We start from the raw sequence: 20,163 nt of genomic DNA, 5'->3' as shown, positions 1-20,163 counted from the left end.
GAGTGAGCCCGGCTCCCGGACTCCGCGACCCGGCCGTGCTCGAGATCCTCGACCGGGGGCGGCTCGAGGTCACCGGACGGATGGTCGACGCGTCCAACGCCACCCTCTTCGGCACCGTCACGCTCGACGGGACCGAGCTGCGCTGCGTCTACAAGCCGGTCCGCGGGGAGCGCCCGCTCTGGGACTTCCCGGACGGCACGCTCGCCGGGCGCGAGGTCGGCGCCTACCTGGTGTCCGAGGTCTCCGGGCTGAACGTCGTGCCGCCGACGGTGCTCCGGGAGGAGGCCCCGTTCGGGCCGGGAATGGTGCAGGCCTGGGTGTCGTCCGGCGACGAGAGCGCGCTGACCGACCCGGGCTCGGAGGGCGACGAGCTCGACGGGGAGCTCGACGAGCAGACCCTCCACCTGGCGTCGGAGTCGCTGGTGGAGCTGTGCGAGCCCGGCGACGTGCCGGGCGGCTGGCTGCCGGTGCTGCGTGCCCGTGACGGCGCCGGTGACCCGGTCGTCCTCGTGCACGCCGACCACCCGCAGCTGCGCGCGATGGCGGTGTTCGACGTCGTCGTGAACAACGCCGACCGCAAGGGCGGGCACGTCATCGTCGCCGGTGACGGCGGCGTCTACGGCGTCGACCACGGTCTCACCCTGCACACCGAGCCCAAGCTGCGGACGGTGCTGTGGGGCTGGATCGGCGACGGCATCGGCGAGGAGCGCACCGCGCAGCTCAAGGAGCTGCGATCCCGTCTCGCCGGGGACTTCGCCGACACGCTGGGGGAGCACGTCACCCGGCGGGAGGTGGCCGCGCTGCGCTCCCGCATCGACCACCTCCTCGCCGAGCCGCACTTCCCCGGGCCGGACGGGTTCGGGCCGGCGATCCCCTGGCCCGCGTTCTGATCCTCCGCCGCCCGGCCCGGGCCGCTCAGTCCGCCGGGCGCAGCAGCCCGAGCCGCCGGGTCGCCCGGGTCATCGACACGTAGAGATCGGCCGGGTTCCCGGCCCGGACGCGCTCCGGATCGACGATCACGACGGCGTCGAACTCCAGGCCCTTCGCCGACACCGGTGTGTGCACCTGCGCCGGGAGATCGTCGAGACCGGTGGTGTCGGCGGCGATCACCGCGACGGTCCCGTCGTCGAGCCGGGCCGCCTCGGCCTCGACCGCCTCCCGCACCGCGTCGGCGAGGCCGGCCGCGGGGACCGTGCGGTCCCACGGGTGCTCGCCGGTCTCCCGCACCGAGTCCGGTGGCCGGTGCCCGGGCGCGAACGACGCCAGGACCTCGGCCGCCGGGTCCATGATCTCGGTGGGGGTCCGGTAGTTCACCGTGAGCGTGCGGTGCGTCCACCGGTCGTCGAGGTGCGGGGCGAGCACGTCGGTCCAGCTGCGGGCCCCGGCGGGTGCGCTGCGCTGGGCGAGGTCGCCGACCGCGGTGATCGAGCGCGACGGGCACCGGCGCAGCAGGACGTGCCAGTCCATCGCGGACAGTTCCTGCGCCTCGTCGACGACGAGGTGCCCGAACCGCCAGTCCCGGTCGGCCGCGGCCCGCTCGGCGACCGTCCCACCGATCCCGGCCACGTGCCGTCCGGCCAGGACGTCGGAGGTCACGAAGTCGGTCGGGCGCAGCTCGTCGGCGTCCTCACCGGCGAGGTCGCGGTCGGCGGACTCCAGGATGGACAGGACGTCGGCCGCGTAGCGCCCGTCCGGCTCCTCGGCGGTGGCCGCCGCACCGGGCGGGTCCCCGAGCAGCTCGGCGAGCTCGTCGAGCAGCGGTGCGTCGGCCACCGTCCACGGTGCGCCCGCGGCGCGGTGCAGGCCGGTGAGGTCGGTCCCGCCGGCCGCCGCCGCGAGGCGCCGCCGCGACGCGTAGAGGTCGGCGAGCGCCCGCTCCGGTGTCAGCACCGGCCAGAGCTGCTCGACGGCCGCGTGGAAGCCGGGCTCCGAGCGCAGGTTCGCGCGCAGCCCCTGCCGCATCTCCGCCGACACCTCCGCCGCGCCGGCCGGCTCGATCTCCGGCAGGTCGCCGAGCCCGGCGAGGAGCTCGGCGACCTCGGGCGGGTCCTCCAGGCTCGCGCCGAGCGCCTCCAGGCCCTGGTCCACGAGCAGACCGCCGAGCGCGTCGCGGAACGTCACGCGGGCGACGTTGTGGGCCGACCCGGTGGCCCGTGCCCGCCGCCGGGCCTCCGCGACCATGGCGTCGTCGATCTCGACGGTGACGTCGTCGAGCTCGATCGCGATCCGGCCGCCCGGCAGCTCCTGCCGGTCGGCGACCGCGCGGCGCAGCACGTCCACCATCGCGAGGTCGCCCTTGGTGCGCGCGACCTCCGGCGGGTCGAGGGCGCCCGCGACGACGCCGTGCCGCAGCTGGCCGGGCGTCGTGAACACCACGGCCGACTCACCCAGCGCCGGGAGCACCCCGCCGACGTAGTGCACGAACCCGGCGCTCGGCCCGACGACGAGCACACCGCTGCGGGCCAGCCGGTCGCGGTGCGCGTAGAGCAGGTAGGCGACCCGGTGCAGCGCGACGGCGGTCTTGCCGGTGCCCGGGCCGCCCTCGATCACCGCGGTGCCCGCCAGCGGGAGCCGGATGATCTCGTCCTGCTCGGCCTGGATGGTCGTCACGATATCGCGCATCTGCGATCCGCGGGGCGCGTTCAGTGCGGCGAGCAGCGCCGGGTCCGACGCCGACCGGGCGTCGGTCCCGGCCAGGGCCGAGCGGTCCAGGACGTCGTCGTTGTACGACGCGACGCGCTCGTCGGGGGCGGTACCGGCGATGCGGAAGTGCCGCCGCCGGGTCACCCCGAGCGGGGTGACGGGGGTGGCGCAGTAGAACGGCCGGGCCGCCGGCGCCCGCCAGTCGACCAGCGCGCTCTCCCCGTCGGCCGGGTCGGTGAGCCCGATCCGGCCGACGTAGGTCGCCTCCCCGCCGGTGTGGTCGAGGCGCCCGAAGCACAGCCCCGCCCGGGCGGCCTTGAGCGCCGTGACCCGCTCCGACCAGCGGTGCACCGAGACGTCCCGCTCCCAGCGGGCGCTGAGCTCCTCACCGGTCGGTGCGGCCTCGCCGCCGCGTGCGCGGGCCGTCGCCTCCGCGAGCTCGGTGGCGAGCAGTGCGTGCAGTGCGCGGACCTGCCCGGTCTCCGCGGTCAGTTCCTGGTCGGCGAGGGCTCTGTTCACACTCTTCCCATCCGTGGTATGCTGAAAGCGCGGAGCTACGATGTCTTCGTCAGGTCGCACCCTTCATGGTAGCGCCTCCGCGCCCCCTCACGCACGTGTGCGCAGCAGCTGGACGATCTCCCGGACCGCCATCGCCGTCGCGAACGTCCCGAACACCAGCCCGAGCACGACGGCGTCGAGCGACAGCCCCAGCGCCGCCCCGGCGACCGTCCCCGGGGCCGCCGTCACCGCGAGCAGCCGCCCCCACCGGCCCGACGCCGTCCCCTGGCGCAGGTGCACGACCGTGCCGACGATCGAGTTCGGGATGAACATCAGGAGCGACGTCCCCGCGGCGACGTGCAGGTCGGTCCCGAACAGCAGCACCATCGCGGGCACCGCGAGCAGCCCGCCGCCGAGCCCCATCGCCCCGGCCCACGCGCCGATGACCAGCCCGACGGCCGTCGTCACCGGGTACAGGAACCACGGGTCGTCGATCAGCTCCTGCGGCACGAGCGCACCGTCGAACAGGGGGAGCGCGAGCGCGTCGACGGTGAGCTTCACGGCCGTGAGCAGGAGGATCCCGATCAGCAGGACGCGCAGCAGGGTCTCCGACGCCCGCGCCAGCAGCGCCGGCCCGACCAGCCCGCCGACCGTGCCGCCGATGATCAGTCCGACGCCGGCCCGCAGGTCCAGCACCCCGCCACCGGCCGCGTAGGCGGCGGCCCCCGCGACGCACACGCCGATGTTGGCGATCGTCGACGTGCCGTGGATCCGGGCCCGCGACATCCGGGTGAACCGGTCGAGCGCCGGGACGAACAGCACCCCGCTCCCGCCGCCGATCAGACCGCCGACGACGCCGCCGACCAGCCCGATCGTGCCGACCAGCCCGCTGCGCCCGCCCTCCGCGCCGCTGTCGTCGGCCTGTCCGCCCGCACCCGGCGGTCCGATCGCGTCGCTGCGGGCCATGGGCCCATTCTCGATCGGCCCGGCACCCCGCGCCGGGGCGGTCCCACGAACCGGGATCCGGCCGCGGTGCCCCGCGCCGGCGATCACCGCCTAGCGTGCGGGGGACAGGTCCCGGACATCCACCAGGAGCGACGCATGGCCCTCCCCGCACCGCAGCGGATCACCGTCCCCGGCACGACCCGGCCCGAGACCACCCTGTCGGTGCACGACACCGGTGGGCCGGGCGAGGTCGTCGTCCTGCTGCACGGCTGGCCGGACCGGGCGACGCTGTGGGAGCCCCAGGCCGAGGTCCTCGCGGCGGCCGGCTACCGGGTCGTCGTGCCCGACCTGCGCGGGTTCGGCGAGTCGGACCGGCCGGAGGGGACCGAGCACTACCGGATGAAGGCGCTCCGGGCGGACGTCCTCGGCGTCGCCGACGCGCTCGGGATCGACCGCTTCGCCCTCGCCGGGCACGACTGGGGCGCGGTGCTGGGGTGGACGCTGACGCTCGCCTCGGACCGGGTGACCCGCTACGCCGCGTTCTCCGTCGGGCACCCCGCCGCGTTCGCGACGGCCGGGTTCGGGCAGAAGGCGATGTCCTGGTACATGCTGTGGTTCCAGTTCCCGGGCGTCGCCGAGGAGGTGCTGCCCGCGCACGACTGGCAGTTCCTCCGGGCCTGGGCCCAGGCGTCGTTCCCGGAGGGGCACCCGCTGCCCGCGCAGCAGATCGCCGACCTGTCCCGGCCGGGTGCGCTGACCGCGTCGCTGGAGTGGTACCGCGCCAACGTGGACCCGGCGACGTTCGTGGCCACCGAGATCCCGCAGGTGCCACCGGTCCGGGTCCCGGTCCTCGGGGTGTGGAGCGACGGCGACATGGCGCTGACCGAGGGGCAGATGCGGCGCTCGTCGGAGTTCGTCGAGGACTTCCGGTTCGCGCTCGTCGAGGGCGCCGGGCACTGGATCCCGCAGGAGGCACCGGAGGAGGCGGGCCGGCTCCTGCTGGAGTTCCTCCGCGGCCGATGACCGCCGTGACCAAGGGGACAGCGGACGCACCGCGCGCGGCGGACGCCGGAAGGGCCAGGATGGTGCCCGGTCCGCGGCTCGCGCGGGGGTATCGCGCGCGACGCACGCACACGGCAGAGCGAGACGGAGGAGTTCGATGGCGGAGAAGAGCCGGATCGGGGTCACCGGGCTGGCGGTGATGGGGGCGAACCTCGCCCGCAACATGGCCCGCCGCGGGTTCGGGGTGGCGGTGCACAACCGCACCACGTCGAAGACCACCGAGTTCATGAAGGACTACGGCCACGAGGGCTCCTTCACCGGTGCCGAGTCGCTGCAGGAGTTCGTCGACGCGCTGGAGACGCCGCGCAAGATCGTCGTCATGGTGAAGGCCGGCAAGCCGGTGGACGCCGTCATCGACGAGCTCGCGCCGCTGCTCGACTCCGGCGACATCATCATCGACGCCGGCAACTCGCACTTCCCCGACACCGACCGCCGCGCCGCCTACTGCGCCGAGCGCGGGCTGCGGTTCATGGGGATCGGCGTCTCCGGCGGCGAGGAGGGCGCCCTCAACGGGCCGAGCATCATGCCCGGCGGGCCGGTGGAGGCCTACGGCGAGGTCTCCGAGATCCTCACCGCGATCGCCGCCGAGGTCGACGGCACCCCGTGCTGCACGCACGTCGGGCCGGGCGGGGCCGGGCACTACGTCAAGATGGTGCACAACGGCATCGAGTACGCCGACATCCAGCTCATCGCCGAGGCCTACGACCTGCTCAGTCACGTCGGCGGGCTCTCGGCGCCGGAGATCGGCAAGATCGTCGAGCAGTGGAACACCGGTGACCTCGAGTCGTTCCTCATCGAGATCACCGGCATCGTGCTCGCGAAGACCGACGAGAAGACCGGCACGCCGCTGGTCGACGTCATCACCGACCAGGCCGAGCAGAAGGGCACCGGCCGGTGGACGGCGATCGACGCGCTCGACCTCGGCGTCCCGCTGACCGGCATCACCGAGGCCGTGTTCGCCCGGACGCTGTCGGCGCTGCGTGACGAGCGGAAGGCCGCGTCGACGACGCTGGCCGGGCCGGCGCAGCAGCGCACCGCGAACGTCGACCAGCTGGTCGAGGACGTCCGCCAGGCGCTCTACGCGTCGAAGGTGGTCGCCTACGCGCAGGGCTTCGCGCAGATGCGGGCCGCGTCGCAGGCGAACGGCTGGGACCTCGACCTGGGTGCGATGGCCCGGATCTGGCGCGGCGGCTGCATCATCCGCGCGCAGTTCCTCAACCGGATCACCGAGGCCTACGAGACCCACCCGGACCTCGACAACCTGCTGATGGTCCCGTACTTCACCGAGGCCGTCGGCGCGGCGCAGGACGCGTGGCGGCGGGTCGTGGTGACCGCGACCGAGAACGGCGTCGCGATCCCCGCGTTCTCCTCCAGCCTGTCCTACTACGACGGCTACCGCCGCGAGCGGGGCCCGGCGAACCTGATCCAGGGCCTGCGCGACTACTTCGGCGCGCACACCTACGAGCGCATCGACGCCGACGGCAAGTTCCACACCCGCTGGAGCCAGGACGGCGCCGAGGTCCGCACCGACTGACCGGCACCACCCGCCCCGGAGCGCTCCGGGGCGGGTCACTCGCTCACGAGATCACGACGGTCGGTTGCGTTCTGCAACGCGACCGGGCCGGTCTAGGGTCGCGCCATGACACGACCGGCGGCCGAGCAGGCCCGGTGGACCGAGCGGCTGTTCCGGATCGCCCTGGTGGTCAAGGGTGTCGACGGCGCGGCCGAGCTGCTGGCCGCGGTCGCGCTGCTGCTGGTGTCCGGGGACTGGCTGCACCACGTGGTGGCGCGGATCCTCGCCCGCGACCTCGTCGGGCCGCCGGACGGCACCCTGGCGCGGCACCTCGTCGCCGGGACCGACGCGTTCGCCGGCGGCGACCGCACCTTCGCCGTCGTCTACCTCGCCCTGCACGGGGCGATCAAGCTGGCGCTGGTGGGGGCGCTGCTGCGCAAGTGGCAGCCGGCGTACCCGCCCGCGATCGTCGTGCTGTCGCTGTTCGTGGTCTACGAGCTGGTGCACGCCTGGCACACCGGGTCGCTGCTGCTGCCGTTCCTCGCCGCGCTCGACGTCGCGATCATCGTGCTGGTGCTGCGCGAGTACCGGCTGCTCAGCCGGGAACGGCGGGAGTGACGGCTCAGGCGGCCGCGCTGTCCCGGTCGCGCAGCCCGGCCAGCACCGCGCGGGCGGCGGCCCGGCCCGCCCGGTCCGCGCCGATCGTGCTCGCCGACGGCCCGTAGCCGACCAGGTGCACCCGCGGGTCGGCGACGACGGTCGTGTCCAGCGGCTCACCCAGCCGGATCCCGCCACCCGGCGACCGGAGCCGCAGCAGCGCGAGGTGCCCGGTCGCGGGCCGCCACCCGGTCGCCCACAGCAGGACGTCGGCGGCCTCGTGGGTGCCGTCGTCCCAGGTCACGCCGTCGGGGGTGATGCGGGCGAACATCGGCCGCCTGCGCAGCACGCCGCTCGCGATCCCGGCCCGGACCTCCGGCGTCAGGCCCAGCCCGGTGACGCCGACGACGCTGCGGGGCGGCAGCCCGGCCCGCACCCGCTCCTCCACGAGCGCGACGGCGGCGCGGCCGTGCCCGGCGTCGAACGGCCCCTCGTGCCAGACCGGCTCGCGCCGCGTCACCCAGGTCGTCGACGCCGCGTACGGGGCGATCTCCAGGAGCAGCTGCACCGCGGTGATCCCGCCGCCCACCACGACGACCCGCTTCCCGGCCATCGCCTCCGGGCCGGTGTGGTCGCGGGCGTGCAGGGCGGTCCCGCGGAACGTCCCGGCGCCCGGGTAGGACGGCACGAACGGCCGCGTCCAGGTGCCGGTCGCGTTGATCAGGTGCGGGGCCGTCCAGGTGCCGGCGTCGGTCCCGACGGTGAGCTCCCCGTCCCGGCCGGCCACGTCGTCCGCGTCGCGCACCGCGTGCACCCGGACCGGGCGCACCACCTGCAGGTCCCAGGCCCGCTCGATCGCGGCGAAGTAGCCGGGGACCGCCTCCCGGGCGGGCCGGTCGGGATCGGCACCCGGGTCGTCGAACCCGGACCGGACGCCGGCGACGTCGTGGATCCCGTTGACCGTGCGCATCCGCAGCGTCGGCCAGCGGTGCCGCCACGCGCCGCCGGGGCCGTCCTCGCCGTCGAGCACGACGAACCCGGGGCCGGGCTCCAGCCCGCCGCGCCGCAGCCCGGCCGCCGCGGACAGCCCCGCCTGCCCGGCGCCGATCACGACCACGTCCGTCCGCTGCTCCACGCCGGACTCAACGCCGGGGAGCCGCCCCGCCATCCCGGCCGGTCAGGCGGGTGGCCGCGCCGCGCCCACCACGTCGGCGACGTCGGCGTTCGCCCCGCAGACGACCAGGGCGAGCCGGGCGTCCGGGTGCCGCGCGACGACGGTGCGGGCGCCCGCGACCAGGCACCCCGCGGCGGGCTCGGCCCAGATCCCGGCGTGCTCGGCGAGCTCGACGCTGCCGCGGACGGCGTCGGCGTCCGGCACGACCAGCACGTCGTGCACCAGCTCGCGGACGTGGTCGTAGGTCAGCTGCGAGACCGACGGCGCGGACAGCGTGGTGATCGCCGAGGTGATCGTCACCGGGACCGGGCCGCCGGCGGCGAGCGCCGCGGACATCGCCTCGGCCCCGACCGTCTCCACGCCCCACACCCGGGTGTCCGGCAGCAGCGCACGCACGGCGGTCGCGACCCCGGAGAGCAGCGCGCCGCCGCCGATCGAGACGAGGACGTCGGTCGGCGGCTCGCCGAGCGTGGCGGCGTCGCGGGCCAGCTCCAGCCCGGCCGTGCCCTGCGCGGCGAGCACGACCGGATCGTCGAACGGGTGCACCAGCGTCGCCCCGGCCGCCTGCAGCTCGCCGGCCAGCGCGAACGCGGCCGGGATGTCCGCGGTGAGCCGCACGTCGGCACCCGCCGCCCGGGCCGCGGCGACCGAACGGGCCGGCGCGTTCTCCGGCATGACGACGACGGCTGCGACCCCCGCCGCGCCCGCGACCTCCGCGACCGCGAGGCCGTGGTTCCCGCCGGAGACGGCGACCAGCCCGGCGTCGCGCTCGGCGGCGGACAACGTCGCGAGCTTCGCGAGCACGCCGCGCGGCTTGAACGACCCGGCCCGCTGGAGCTGCTCCAGCTTCAGCAGCACCGGGGCGCCCAGCAGGGGGGCGAGGCCGGGGGAGGGGACGGTCGGGGTACGGACCACGCCCCCGGCGATCCGCTCCGCCGCGGTCTCGATGTCGTCGAGGGTCACCAGGTCGGCCATGCCCCCGACGGTAGTGACCCGGTCAGCCCATCGACCTCCGGCCGTCGATCGTCTCCCGGATGATGTCGGCGTGCCCGCTGTGCTGGGCGGTCTCGCCGACGATGTGCGCGAGCGCCTGACGGGCGCTCCACCACGCCTCCCCGGGGAACCACGGTGCGGGCGGGAGCTTGTGCGCGACGTCGAGGTCCACGGTCGCGACCAGCTCGTCGGTGCGGGCCGCGGTCGCCGCGTACCGGGCGAGCAGGGACTCGCACGTGTCGTCGGGCCCGACGGCGAAGTCCGCACGTTCGGCGTCGGGGTCCGCGGCGACGTCGGCCCACGTCTCGGCGCCCTCGACGACGCCGGTCCGGATGAAGTCCGTCCAGCCCCGCTCGACGCCCTCGACGTGCTTCAGGATCCCGGCGAGGGTCAGCGCGCTCGCCGTCGGGCGCCGCCGGGCGTCGGACTCGGAGAGTCCGTCCACGGTCTGCCGCAGCAGCATCCGGTGCTTCGCGAGGGTCTCCAGGATGCAGGCCCGCTCGCCGGACAGGCCGCGCGCGGCGGAGCCCAGCAGTTCGGTCATCGACTCGGCGGTGTCGTTCATCGCCTGCCCCCTCAGCCCATCGTCCGCGCGCCGTCGATGGCCTCGCGGATGATGTCCGCGTGCCCGGAGTGCTGGCTGATCTCGGCCAGCATGTGCAGCGCGACCCGCCGCACGGACCAGGCGGCGCCCGGCTCGAACCACGGTGCGACGGGCAGGTCGTGGACGACGTCGAGGTCCGCGGTCCGCAGGATCTCCTCGGTCCGCCCGGCGACCTGCTCGATCCGCGCCCGCAGGAACTCCAGGGTCTCGTGGTCCGCCAGCACGAACCGGGTGTCGGTCCACTCGGAGTCCGACCAGTCGCCGCCGTTGCTCTCGCCCTCGGTGGCGACGGCGTCCCAGTCGACGTCGTCGGTGTAGACGGCGGTGAAGGCGCTCGCGCCCTCCAGCGCGAACCGGAACCACTGCTCCTCGGTGTCGGCGACGTGCTTGAGCAGCGAGGCGATGGTGAGGGCGCTGACCGTGCTCGCCGTACGGGCCTGGGACTCGGTGAGGCCCTGGGCGGTCTGCAACAGGAAACCGCGGTGCCGCTCCAGCAGGGCGACCAGCTCGGCGCGCTCGCCGGTCAGGGCCTGGGACTCGGTGGTGGCGTTCATGGGCCCGCCTCTCGGGGGTTCTCCGGCCGGGGGCTGTTCCCCGGCCCGACGAGAACGACGGTAGGACCTCATGCGGACAGGTCCGGTCCTCGATGACCGGGCTCCTCAGGAGAGTTCGCGCAGCGCGTCCTCCCAGCGGTCGCGCCGCTCGCCGAGCCCGAGCCCCCACCACGGCGTGCCGCGCTCGCCCAGGCCGTGCTTGGCCGCGTCGACGCGGGCGCGTGCGGCGGTGACCCGGTCGTCGTCGCCGGTCCGCCGCCCGGCGCCGACCTCGGCGCGGGCCTGCCCGAGGTGCTGCTGCAGCCGGGACCGGACGTCGTCGGGCAGCTCGGGATCGGCGGCTCGCCACCGGCGGCCCCGGACGACCACGTACCGGCCGTCCGGGGTCCGCCCGGGCTCGCTCACGGCGGGCTCAGCCGCTGACCGGCACGACGTCCGGGGCGCCGAGCCGGGCCGCGTCGGCGGTGGCGTCGTCGGGCATCTTCTGGCTCTCCCGCTCGGCCTCCACCCGCTTGCGGTAGTGGTCGACCTCGCGGGCGACCTGCTCCTCGTTCCAGCCGAGGACCGGGGCGACGAGCCGGGCGGCCTCCTCGGCCGCACCGACACCGCGGTCGAACGTCTCGATCGAGATCCGGGTGCGGCGGGCGAGGATGTCCTCGAGGTGCCGGGCGCCCTCGTGCGACGCGGCGTAGACGACCTCGGCGCGCAGGTAGTCCGGCGCGCCGGCGAGGGGCTCGGTGAGCGTCGGGTCGTCGGAGGCGACGCCGAGCACCTCCTGGATCAGCGAGCCGTAGCGGCCGAGCAGGTGCTCGATCCGGGCCTTGTGCAGGCCCGACTGCGTGGCCAGCCGCGCGGTGGCGTTGGTCAGCGCGTGGAAGCCCTCGGCGCCGAGCAGCGGCACGTCCTCGGTGCACGACTCCGGGACCTTCGCGTCCAGGCTGTGCACCGCGGCGTCGACCGCGTCCTTCGCCATCACCCGGTAGGTCGTGTACTTCCCACCGGCGACGACGACGAGGCCGGGCACCGGCGTCGCGACCGCGTGCTCGCGGGACAGCTTCGACGTGGAGTCCGACTCGCCCGACAGCAGCGGGCGCAGGCCCGCGTAGACGCCCTCGACGTCGTCGTGGGTGAGCGGCTGCTCCAGCACGGCGTTGACGTGTTCGAGCAGGTAGTCGATGTCGGCCGCGCTGGCAGCCGGGTGGGCCTTGTCGAGGTCCCAGTCGGTGTCGGTGGTGCCGATGATCCAGTGCCGGCCCCACGGGATGACGAACAGCACCGACTTCTCGGTGCGCAGGATCAGCCCGGACTCACCGCGGATCCGGTCGCGGGGCACCACCAGGTGGATGCCCTTCGAGGCCCGCACCTTGAACAGGCCACGCTCACCGGCCAGGCCCTGGGTGTCGTCGGTCCACACGCCGGTCGCGTTGATGACCTGCTTGGCGCGGACGTCGACCCGCTCGCCGGTCTCCAGGTCCTGCACGGTCGCGCCGACCACACGGCCGGCGTCCTTCAGCAGCCCGACGACGCGGGCGCGGGTCGCCACGTGCGCGCCGTACGCGGCGGCCGTGCGGGCGATCATCATGGTGTGCCGGGCGTCGTCGACCTGGGCGTCGTAGTACTGCAGGGCGCCCACGAGGGCGTCCTTGCGCAGCGACGGGACGACCCGGCGCGCACCGCGACGGGTGAGGTGCCGGTGGTGCGGGACGCCGCGGGACCGGCCCGAGAGGAAGCCGAGCGTGTCGTAGAGCGCGACGCCGGCGCCGGCGTAGAGCCGCTCCCAGCCGCGGTGCTGCAGCGGGTAGAGGAACGGCACCGGGCGGACCAGGTGCGGGGCGAGGTGCTGGATGAGCAGGCCGCGCTCCGCGAGCGCCTCGGCGACCAGCCGGAAGTCCAGCATCTCCAGGTAGCGGAGACCGCCGTGGACGAGCTTGGACGAGCGGCTGGACGTGCCGGACGCGAAGTCGCGCGCCTCCACGAGGCCGACCGACAGGCCGCGGGTCGCGGCGTCGAGCGCGGAGCCGGCGCCGACGACGCCACCCCCCACGACGAGCACGTCGAGCTCGCGGTCGCCCATCGCCTGCAGTGCCGCGGTACGGGCCTCCGGGGAGAGCTCCACCGATTTCATGATCAGACCTTCCACTCGTGTCGTCCTGCAGGGGACTACCCGTTCAACGCCCGGGACGTGCGCCGTTGTGCCCGGTGTCGCCCTGTCGTGGGGGCGGCACCGGGCACAGGGGTCACTCGACGTCGACCCAGTCGAGCGTGCGCTCGACGGCCTTCTTCCACTTCGCGTAGCCCTCGTCACGCTGGGCGGCGTCCCAGTGCGGCTCCCAGCGGCGGGCCTCGTTCCAGTTCTCCCGCAGCTCGTCGGTGTTCTTCCAGAACCCGACCGCCAGCCCGGCCGCGTAGGCCGCGCCGAGCGCCGTCGTCTCCGCGACGACCGGCCGCGACACCGAGACACCCAGGACGTCCGCCTGGATCTGCATGCAGAGCTCGTTCAGCGTGACGCCGCCGTCGACCTTCAGGACGTCGAGCGAGACGCCGGAGTCCTTCGTCATCGCCTCGGCGACGTCGCGGGACTGGTAGCAGATCGCCTCCAGGGTGGCCCGGGCCAGGTGCGCGTTCGTGTTGAACCGGGACAGCCCGACGATCGCGCCGCGGGCGTCGGACCGCCAGTACGGCGCGAACAGCCCGGAGAACGCGGGCACGAAGTACACGCCCCCGTTGTCCTCGACCTGGCGGGCCAGCGACTCGGACTGCGATGCGCCGGAGATGATCCCGAGCTGGTCGCGCAGCCACTGCACGGCCGACCCGGTGACGGCGATCGACCCCTCCAGCGCGTAGACGACCGGCTCGTCGCCGAACTTGTAGCAGACCGTCGACAGCAGCCCCGACTCCGAGCGGACGAGCTCGTTGCCGGTGTTGAGCAGCATGAAGTTGCCGGTGCCGTAGGTGTTCTTCGCCTCGCCCGGGGCGAAGCACACCTGCCCGACGGTCGCGGCCTGCTGGTCGCCGAGGTCGCCGGTGATCCGGACCTCGCCGCCCAGCGCGCCGTTCGCCAGCGTCGTGCCGAAGCCGTCGGCCGACGACGACGGCTTGATCTCCGGCAGCATCTGCCGGGGGATGCCGAAGAAGCCGAGCAGCTCGTCGTCCCAGTCGAGCGTCTCGAGGTTCATCAGCATCGTGCGGCTCGCGTTGGTCACGTCGGTGACGTGCCGCCCGCCGTTCGGGCCGCCCGTCAGGTTCCAGATGACCCAGGTGTCGGTGTTGCCGAAGATCGCGTCGCCCGCCTCGGCGGCCTCCCGGACGCCGTCGACGTTCTCCAGGATCCACTGGATCTTGCCGCCGGAGAAGTACGTCGCGGGCGGCAGGCCCGCCTTGCGCCGGATGACGTCGCCCTTGCCCTCACGCTCCAGGGCGGTGGCGATCCGGTCGGTGCGGGTGTCCTGCCAGACGATCGCGTTGTAGTACGGGCGCCCGTTGCGCCGGTTCCACACGACGGTGGTCTCGCGCTGGTTGGTGACGCCGAGCGCGACCAGGTCGTCCGCGGTCAGGTTGGTCGCGTTGAGCGCGGACTGCAGGCAGGCGTTGGTGCGTTCGATGATCTCGACGGGATTGTGCTCGACCCAGCCGGGCTGCGGCAGGATCTGCTCGTGCTCCAGCTGGTGCCGGCCCACCTCGTTGCCGGAGTGATCGAAGATCATGAAGCGGCTGGAGGTGGTGCCCTGGTCGATGGCGCCGACGAACTCGGCCATTGAGCTCTCCTTCTGCTGTGCGGTCGGTGGGGCCGGGCGTCAGACCCGTCCGATCTCCTGCGGGGCGTCCTCGGCCGGGATGTAGCGGTCGATCAGCAGCTTGAACAGGCCACCGCCGACGACGGCGCCGAGCAGCGGCGCGACGATCGGTAGCCACCAGTACGGCGTGCCGTCACTGGTGACCCAGGCGGTGTCGTAACCGGTGATGAAGGAGGCCAGCCGCGGGCCGAAGTCACGGGCCGGGTTGATGGCGTAGCCGGCGTTCGCACCCCACGCCATGCCGATGCCCACGACCAGCACGCCGATCATGAACGGCGCCATGTTGGCCAGCGGACCCTTGTTCCGCGGGTGGACCAGCGAGAAGATCACGAAGATCAGGATCGCGGTGCCGACGACCTGGTCGAGGAACGCCGTCGGGATCGACACCGGGTCACCGGGCGAGGTGGAGAAGATCCCCTGGGTCTCGGTCAGGTTCGGGTCGACGGACCGGATGAAGTCGGCGTAGACGACACGGACGATCAGTGCGGCGACGAACGCGCCCAGCACCTGGGCCAGCACGAACGGTGCGACCTTGCGCCACGGGAAGCCCTCGTAGAGCGCGAAGGCGAGGGTGACGGCCGGGTTGAGGTGCGCGCCGGAGGTACGGCCGGCCACGTAGACACCGAGCATGACGCCGATGCCCCATGCCCAGGCGATCGAGTCGTACTGCCCGTTGGACCCGTCGGGCGTCGTGGTCACCTGAGCGACGACGCCGACCCCGAAGAGGATCAGGATCATCGTGCCGGCGAACTCGGCGCTCATCTCGGCGATCAGTGACAGGCCCTTCGGCGCGGGAGCCGCCTCGGTTTTCTCGGTCTTCTCGGAGCTCGTCATCGAACCCCCTCCTCCTCGAGTTCCCCCTCGCGGGACCGGACGGCCCCGCCGTGGGCGGAGACGCTAGGAGCGGAGCGGTGAGGCGGCAACGCAAACCGTTCGACGATGTCGAACGTTGCGGGTCGATCAGCGCATGATCGGGTGGCGGTCGGCCGCAGCGGGCGTCGCCGTCGCGGTCCACGGCCCCCTAGGATCGGGCGTCGTGGCCCGGCAGATCCAGTCCGTCGAGCGGGCGGCCGCGCTGCTGCGGCTGCTCGGTGGCGCCGGGCGCCCGCTCGCGCTCGCGGAGCTCGCGGCCGCGGTGGACCTGCCCCGGCCGACCGTCCACGGCATCCTGCGGACGCTGCGCGACGAGGGGCTCGTCGCGCAGGACCAGGCCAGTGGGCGCTACCTCCTGGGGGAGGGGCTGGACCGGCTCGGCACCCCGTGGGACCGGCACGACCTGCGGTCGCGGGCGATGAACTGGGCGGACGCGCTCGCCGCGGGAACCGGGTGCGCGGTGTACCTCGGCGTCCCGTCCGTCGACGGCCGCGGGGTGGACGTCGTGCACCACGTCTTCCGGCCGGACGGGAGCCCGCAGACGTTGCGCACCAACACCGTGCAGCCGCTGCACGCGACGGCGTGGGGGCTGTGCCTGCTGGCGTTCGCACCGGCGTCGGTGCGGGTGCCGGAGCCGCTGGACCGCTACACCCGGCGGACCCTCACCGATCCGGCGGCACTGACCCGGGAGCTGACGGCGTCGCGCCGGCGCGGCTGGGCGGCGGATCCCGGCGGCTGGGAGCCGGGGACCGGCGGGCTCGCGGTCGCGGTGCGCAGCGGCGGCGGGCTGACCGTGGCCGCGCTCGGCATCGGCGCCCCGGCCGAGCAGCTGTTCAGCTCCGACGGCAGGCCCCGCCCGGATCCGCTGGTCCAGCTGACCGGCGCGGCCGCCGAGATCGCCGACGGGCTGGAGGGACTGCGATGAGCACGGTGCCGTCGTCGGAGCGGGTGGTCGCGGCGATCGACCAGGGCACGACGTCCACCCGCTGCCTGCTCTTCACCCGCTCCGGGCGGATGGTCGCGGTCGCGCAGCACGAGCACCGCCAGCACTTCCCGAGCCCGGGGCGTGCCGAGCACGACGCGGCCGAGATCTGGCGCGCGGTCAACCGGGTGGTGCCCGCGGCGTTGCGCCGGGCCGGGCTCGGTCCGCAGAACGTCGCGGCGCTCGGCATCGCGAACCAGCGCGAGACGACTGTCATCTGGAACCGGCACACCGGCGTCCCGCTGTCGCGGGCGATCACCTGGCAGGACACCCGCACAGGTGGCATCGTCGCCGGGCTGGCCGCCGACGCCGGGATGTACGCCCAGGTGTCCGGGCTCGGCCCGGCCACCTACTTCGCCGGGCCGCGGCTGCAGTGGCTGCTGGACCACGTCCCGGGCGCCCGGGAGGGCGCGGAGCGGGGGGACGTGCTGTTCGGGACGATCGAGAGCTGGCTGATCTGGCAGCTCACCGGCGGCCCGGACGGCGGGGTGCACGTCACCGACGTCACCAACGCCAGCCGGACGATGCTCATGGACCTGCGGACCCTCGAGTGGTCGCCGGACCTGTGTGCCGCGCTGCGGGTCCCACCGCGGATGCTGCCGCGGATCGTGCCGAACTCGCAGGTGTACGGCCGCTGCGTGGACCTGCTGCCCGGCGTCCCCGTCGCGGGGGCGCTCGGTGACCAGCAGGCCGCGCTGGTCGGGCAGACCTGCTTCGCGCCGGGCGAGGCGAAGTGCACCTACGGGACGGGCGCGTTCCTCCTGAAGAACACCGGTTCGCGCATCGCCGGGTCGGAGACGGGCCTGATCCCGACGGTCGGGTACCTGCTCGGTGACGAACCGGTCTACGCCCTCGAGGGATCGATCGCGATGACCGGGTCGCTGGTGCAGTGGTTCCGCGACAACCTCGGGATGATCTCCACCGCGGCCCGCATCGAGACGCTGGCACTCACCGTGCCCGACAACGGCGGCTGCTACGTCGTGCCCGCGTTCTCCGGTCTCTACGCGCCACGGTGGTACCCGGACGCGCGCGGTGTGATCGTCGGGCTGACGTCCTACATCCACCGCGGGCACCTGGCCCGGGCCGTGCTGGAGGCGACGGCGTGGCAGACCCGCGAGGTGCTGGACGCGATGAACGCGGACTCCGGCCTGCCGGTCACGCGGTTGAAGGTGGACGGCGGCATGACGGCGAACCACCTGCTCATGCAGTGCGTCGCCGACGTGCTCGACCTGACGGTCGAACGCCCGCTCGGCTCCGAGGCGGTCTCGCTCGGCGCCGCCTACGCGGCAGGCCTCGCCGTCGGGTACTGGCCGGACCAGGAGGTGCTGCGCCGCAACTGGCACCGGGCCGCGGCCTGGGAGCCTGCGATGGACCCCGCGGTGCGGGACCGCGAGCACGTCAACTGGCAGCGCGCGGTGGAACGGAGCGCCGGCTGGGCGCGGTGAGCGCGCGCCGTGCTGCCGTGCTGCCGTGCCGCGGTCCTACCGGCCGCGGCGCCGCTCGCGGGCGCGGCGGTCCTGCAACGCCTGGACCCGGCGGACGCCCAGGTCGGTGAGGCGGCCGAGGAACCCGGTCGCCCAGCCGATCCGGTCCGTCGGGACGACGGCGAACATCTGCGTGGCGTCGACGTCGGTGAGGTCGTGCCACAGCAGCTCACGCGCCTCGTCCGACGCGGACACCAGCAGCCGGCGCCCGTCGCCGGGATCGGGGTCGCGCACCACCAGGTCCCGCTCCTCCAGCCGCGCGAGCAGCCGGGCGGCCCCGCCACTGCGGAGTCCGGTCAGCTCCGCGGTGGCGGCGCCGTCGAGCGGCCGGGAGCGGAGCAGCAGCTCGGCCAGGACGACGAGCTCGTTCAGCGACAGCTCGTGCCGCTCCGCCAGGTCGCGCAGCCGGTGGTGCGCGACGAGCTCCCAGCGCGGCAGGATCCCCCGCAGCTCCTCGGCGGCCTCGTGCAGGGCGGCGGCGCGCGCGGTGGCGTCGTCCACGGGAGCGCCGTCCACGGGAGCGCCGTCGGCGCCGGGGTTCACGGGAGCTCCTCCGGACCCGGCGCCGCCGGCACCACCCGAGTCGCCGGCACCACCCGAGTCGCCGGCACCGCCCCCGTCGCCGGCGCGGCCGGGAGCCGACGGCGGGGCCCGGTCGCCCGGGCGCCGGCACACGGACCGTCTCGCCCTGCGCCGGCGACCCCTGCGTCGCGAGCGGCCGGGGTGATCCTCCTGGAGAACCGCTTCCCCAGGAAGCGATTCCGCAGAACAGGAGGCCGGTGGTGCCGGGGTGCGGGTGGGACGAGCACACCGGGCGTGCCGTCCGGGACGACCGGGCCCCTCCCACAGGAGTGTGTTCCCGGAGATCGCTGCCTGGGGAAGCGAATCCAGAGAAGTGAGGGGCGGGGTGCGCCTTCGGCGTGAAGCTGCATCCCGGTGAAGTAGCACGACGGGGACCTCGACCGGGGTGGATCGGCGAATCCGGCGCTCACGGCCGCCGATCGCGGGCCGCCGATCGCGGGCTGCCGATCGCGGGCCGCCGATCGCGGGCTGCCGATCACCGGCTGCCGATCACGCGCGGCCGGCCGCCGGGGTGGGGCGGGCTCGGTGGGTGCGGGTCACCGGGTGAAGGCGCCGTCGTCGCCCAGGTCGGCGGTGCGGGTCTCGTGCAGGGCCCAGATGCTCAGCCCTGACACCGCCGCGAGCCCGGCGACCAGCAGCGACACCGGCCAGGACGCGCCGGCGGCGGCGGTCAGGCTGGTCGCCAGCAGCGGGGTGATCCCGCCGCCGACGATGCTGGAGGCGTTGTAGCCGATCGAGGCGCCGGTGTAGCGGTAGCGGGTCGCGAAGAGCTCCGGCAGGAACGCGCCCATCGGGGCGAACACCCCGGCGAAGGCGATCATGGCGACGGAGAAGCCGATCGTGATCAGGATGCCGTTGCCGGTGCCGAGCAGCCAGAACAGGGGGAACGCCCACAGCACGGCCAGGGCGCACGCCCACAGGCAGACGCGGCGGCGCCCGGTCCGGTCGGACAGCACGGCGAGGATCGGGGTCGCGACGCCCATCACGGCGGCCGCGACCATGGCGGCGACCAGCAGCATCGTCCGGGACAGGTCCAGCACCTGGGTGCCGTAGGACAGGCTGAACGTCGTCACCGTGTAGAAGATCGTGTGCGTGATGATCATGCCGCCGGTCGCGAGCAGCAAGGAGCGCGGCTGGCGCCGCACGACGTCCGCGATCGGCGCCCTGGCCTTCTCCTGCTCACGCATCGCCTTCTCGAACACGGGCGTCTCGGCGATCCGGAGCCGGATGTAGAGACCGACGAGGACGAGCACCGCGCTGGCCAGGAACGGCACCCGCCAGCCCCAGGCGGCGAACTGCTCGTCGCTCAGGCCGGCGGACAGCGCGAGGAACGCGCCGCTCGCCACGACGAACCCGACAGCGGGCCCGAGCTGCGGGAAGCTGGAGTACAGGCCGCGCTTGCCCGCCGGTGCGTGCTCGGTCGCCATCAGCACGGCGCCGCCCCACTCCCCGCCGAGGCCGAAGCCCTGCAGGAACCGGCACAGCACCAGCAACAGCGGCGCCAGGATCCCGACCGACGAATACGTGGGCAGCAACCCGATCACGACGGTGCCGACACCCATCGTCAGCAGCGAGACGACCAGCGTCGCCTTGCGCCCGATCCGGTCGCCGAAGTGCCCGAACGCCACCGCGCCGACCGGCCGGGCGACGAACCCGACGCCGAACGTCGCGAACGCCGCGAGGGTGCCGGTGAGCGGGTCGAGATCGGGGAAGAACAGCGACCCGAAGACCAGCGCGGCCGCGGTGCCGTAGATGTAGAAGTCGTAGAACTCGATCGCGGTGCCGATGAAGCTGGCCAGCGCGATGCGGCGGGCCGACATCGCCGGTGCCCCGGTGTCACTCCCGGTCGTGTCGCTCACTCTTCC

The 20,163-nt window shown here is 74.3% G+C and carries 18 protein-coding genes; 6 read left to right on the top strand and 12 right to left on the bottom strand.

The genetic code is table 11. The features are described 5' to 3' along the window. Positions 1–2 precede the first annotated feature (2 nt). Complete coding sequence (locus tag AD017_RS06685; RefSeq protein ID WP_010227145.1) at positions 3–890, top strand: SCO1664 family protein; 888 nt, start codon at positions 3–5, stop codon at positions 888–890. 25 nt (positions 891–915) lie between these two features. On the opposite strand, the gene AD017_RS06680 is transcribed toward AD017_RS06685, so the two are convergent. Both AD017_RS06680 and AD017_RS06675 read right to left on the bottom strand, forming a co-directional pair. Continuing rightward, positions 916–3,162 carry a UvrD-helicase domain-containing protein gene (locus AD017_RS06680; protein WP_060573515.1) on the bottom strand — a complete coding sequence of 749 codons (2,247 nt, stop codon included), beginning with the start codon at positions 3,160–3,162 and terminating at the stop codon, positions 916–918. An 87-nt stretch (positions 3,163–3,249) separates the two neighbouring features. Beyond that, positions 3,250–4,107, bottom strand: coding sequence for a sulfite exporter TauE/SafE family protein (locus tag AD017_RS06675; RefSeq protein WP_010227147.1), 858 nt, complete (start codon positions 4,105–4,107; stop codon positions 3,250–3,252). A gap of 135 nt (positions 4,108–4,242) precedes the next feature. On the opposite strand from AD017_RS06675, the gene AD017_RS06670 reads away from it, so the two are divergent. The 3 genes from AD017_RS06670 (at position 4,243) to AD017_RS06660 (ending at position 7,279) form a co-directional block, all read left to right on the top strand. After that, complete coding sequence (locus AD017_RS06670) at positions 4,243–5,109, top strand: alpha/beta fold hydrolase (protein ID WP_060573513.1); 867 nt, start codon at positions 4,243–4,245, stop codon at positions 5,107–5,109. Positions 5,110–5,245: 136 nt separating this feature from the next. Next, positions 5,246–6,682: an NADP-dependent phosphogluconate dehydrogenase gene (gene gndA / locus AD017_RS06665; RefSeq protein ID WP_010227149.1), complete on the top strand. Its 1,437-nt coding sequence runs from the start codon at positions 5,246–5,248 to the stop codon at positions 6,680–6,682. A 105-nt stretch (positions 6,683–6,787) separates the two neighbouring features. Next, complete coding sequence (locus tag AD017_RS06660) at positions 6,788–7,279, top strand: DUF2127 domain-containing protein (protein WP_060573511.1); 492 nt, start codon at positions 6,788–6,790, stop codon at positions 7,277–7,279. A gap of 4 nt (positions 7,280–7,283) precedes the next feature. On the opposite strand, the gene AD017_RS06655 is transcribed toward AD017_RS06660, so the two are convergent. The 8 genes from AD017_RS06655 to AD017_RS06620 all read right to left on the bottom strand — a co-directional run bounded on the left by AD017_RS06655 (position 7,284) and on the right by AD017_RS06620 (position 15,211). Continuing rightward, positions 7,284–8,426, bottom strand: coding sequence for an NAD(P)/FAD-dependent oxidoreductase (locus tag AD017_RS06655; RefSeq protein ID WP_060573510.1), 1,143 nt, complete (start codon positions 8,424–8,426; stop codon positions 7,284–7,286). A gap of 9 nt (positions 8,427–8,435) precedes the next feature. After that, positions 8,436–9,407 (bottom strand): pyridoxal-phosphate dependent enzyme, encoded by a 972-nt coding sequence (locus tag AD017_RS06650; RefSeq protein WP_227013363.1) that lies wholly within the window; start codon positions 9,405–9,407, stop codon positions 8,436–8,438. 22 nt (positions 9,408–9,429) lie between these two features. Then, complete coding sequence (locus AD017_RS06645) at positions 9,430–9,990, bottom strand: DinB family protein (RefSeq protein WP_060573508.1); 561 nt, start codon at positions 9,988–9,990, stop codon at positions 9,430–9,432. 11 nt (positions 9,991–10,001) lie between these two features. Further along, the gene (locus tag AD017_RS06640; protein ID WP_060573506.1) at positions 10,002–10,583 is read right to left on the bottom strand and encodes a DinB family protein; all 582 of its coding nucleotides are present in this window, start codon (positions 10,581–10,583) and stop codon (positions 10,002–10,004) included. Between the two features lie 105 nt (positions 10,584–10,688). After that, positions 10,689–10,988 carry a hypothetical protein gene (locus tag AD017_RS06635; protein WP_060573505.1) on the bottom strand — a complete coding sequence of 100 codons (300 nt, stop codon included), beginning with the start codon at positions 10,986–10,988 and terminating at the stop codon, positions 10,689–10,691. 7 nt (positions 10,989–10,995) lie between these two features. After that, a complete protein-coding gene (locus tag AD017_RS06630; protein ID WP_010231847.1) occupies positions 10,996–12,708 on the bottom strand; it encodes a glycerol-3-phosphate dehydrogenase/oxidase in 1,713 nt (570 codons plus the stop codon). 112 nt (positions 12,709–12,820) lie between these two features. After that, the gene (gene glpK / locus AD017_RS06625) at positions 12,821–14,338 is read right to left on the bottom strand and encodes a glycerol kinase GlpK (RefSeq protein ID WP_010231844.1); all 1,518 of its coding nucleotides are present in this window, start codon (positions 14,336–14,338) and stop codon (positions 12,821–12,823) included. Positions 14,339–14,377: 39 nt separating this feature from the next. Then, positions 14,378–15,211: an MIP/aquaporin family protein gene (locus AD017_RS06620; protein ID WP_010231841.1), complete on the bottom strand. Its 834-nt coding sequence runs from the start codon at positions 15,209–15,211 to the stop codon at positions 14,378–14,380. A 202-nt stretch (positions 15,212–15,413) separates the two neighbouring features. Here AD017_RS06620 and AD017_RS06615 point away from each other — a divergent pair, with 202 nt between their 5' ends. Next, positions 15,414–16,175: an IclR family transcriptional regulator gene (locus tag AD017_RS06615; protein WP_060576274.1), complete on the top strand. Its 762-nt coding sequence runs from the start codon at positions 15,414–15,416 to the stop codon at positions 16,173–16,175. After that, positions 16,172–17,677, top strand: coding sequence for a glycerol kinase GlpK (glpK, locus tag AD017_RS06610; RefSeq protein WP_060573504.1), 1,506 nt, complete (start codon positions 16,172–16,174; stop codon positions 17,675–17,677). The genes AD017_RS06615 and glpK (AD017_RS06610) overlap by 4 nt, the downstream gene beginning before the upstream one ends. A 36-nt stretch (positions 17,678–17,713) precedes the next feature. On the opposite strand, the gene AD017_RS06605 is transcribed toward glpK (AD017_RS06610), so the two are convergent. Both AD017_RS06605 and AD017_RS06600 read right to left on the bottom strand, forming a co-directional pair. Beyond that, positions 17,714–18,259 (bottom strand): MarR family transcriptional regulator, encoded by a 546-nt coding sequence (locus AD017_RS06605; RefSeq protein ID WP_060573502.1) that lies wholly within the window; start codon positions 18,257–18,259, stop codon positions 17,714–17,716. A gap of 575 nt (positions 18,260–18,834) precedes the next feature. Further along, complete coding sequence (locus tag AD017_RS06600; protein ID WP_060576273.1) at positions 18,835–20,118, bottom strand: MFS transporter; 1,284 nt, start codon at positions 20,116–20,118, stop codon at positions 18,835–18,837. Positions 20,119–20,163: the final 45 nt, after the last annotated feature.

The organism is Pseudonocardia sp. EC080619-01, from assembly GCF_001420995.1.
Lineage (GTDB): Bacteria > Actinomycetota > Actinomycetes > Mycobacteriales > Pseudonocardiaceae > Pseudonocardia.
The sequence above is the reverse complement of the archived record's forward strand: the minus strand, read 5'-3'. Positions and strand labels throughout refer to the sequence as shown.

Bases quoted from the DNA above. Each gene is read 5' to 3' on its own strand.
- AD017_RS06660 (WP_060573511.1), top strand. From the start codon at position 6,788: ATGACACGACCGGCGGCCGAGCAGGCCCGGTGGACCGAGCGGCTGTTC.
- AD017_RS06645 (WP_060573508.1), bottom strand. From the start codon at position 9,990: ATGAACGACACCGCCGAGTCGATGACCGAACTGCTGGGCTCCGCCGCG.
- AD017_RS06655 (WP_060573510.1), bottom strand. From the start codon at position 8,426: ATGGCGGGGCGGCTCCCCGGCGTTGAGTCCGGCGTGGAGCAGCGGACG.
- AD017_RS06640 (WP_060573506.1), bottom strand. From the start codon at position 10,583: ATGAACGCCACCACCGAGTCCCAGGCCCTGACCGGCGAGCGCGCCGAG.
- AD017_RS06630 (WP_010231847.1), bottom strand. From the start codon at position 12,708: ATGAAATCGGTGGAGCTCTCCCCGGAGGCCCGTACCGCGGCACTGCAG.
- AD017_RS06620 (WP_010231841.1), bottom strand. From the start codon at position 15,211: ATGACGAGCTCCGAGAAGACCGAGAAAACCGAGGCGGCTCCCGCGCCG.
- AD017_RS06600 (WP_060576273.1), bottom strand. From the start codon at position 20,118: ATGTCGGCCCGCCGCATCGCGCTGGCCAGCTTCATCGGCACCGCGATC.
- gndA (WP_010227149.1), top strand. From the start codon at position 5,246: ATGGCGGAGAAGAGCCGGATCGGGGTCACCGGGCTGGCGGTGATGGGG.
- AD017_RS06670 (WP_060573513.1), top strand. From the start codon at position 4,243: ATGGCCCTCCCCGCACCGCAGCGGATCACCGTCCCCGGCACGACCCGG.
- glpK (WP_010231844.1), bottom strand. From the start codon at position 14,338: ATGGCCGAGTTCGTCGGCGCCATCGACCAGGGCACCACCTCCAGCCGC.
- glpK (WP_060573504.1), top strand. From the start codon at position 16,172: ATGAGCACGGTGCCGTCGTCGGAGCGGGTGGTCGCGGCGATCGACCAG.
- AD017_RS06675 (WP_010227147.1), bottom strand. From the start codon at position 4,107: ATGGCCCGCAGCGACGCGATCGGACCGCCGGGTGCGGGCGGACAGGCC.
- AD017_RS06650 (WP_227013363.1), bottom strand. From the start codon at position 9,407: ATGGCCGACCTGGTGACCCTCGACGACATCGAGACCGCGGCGGAGCGG.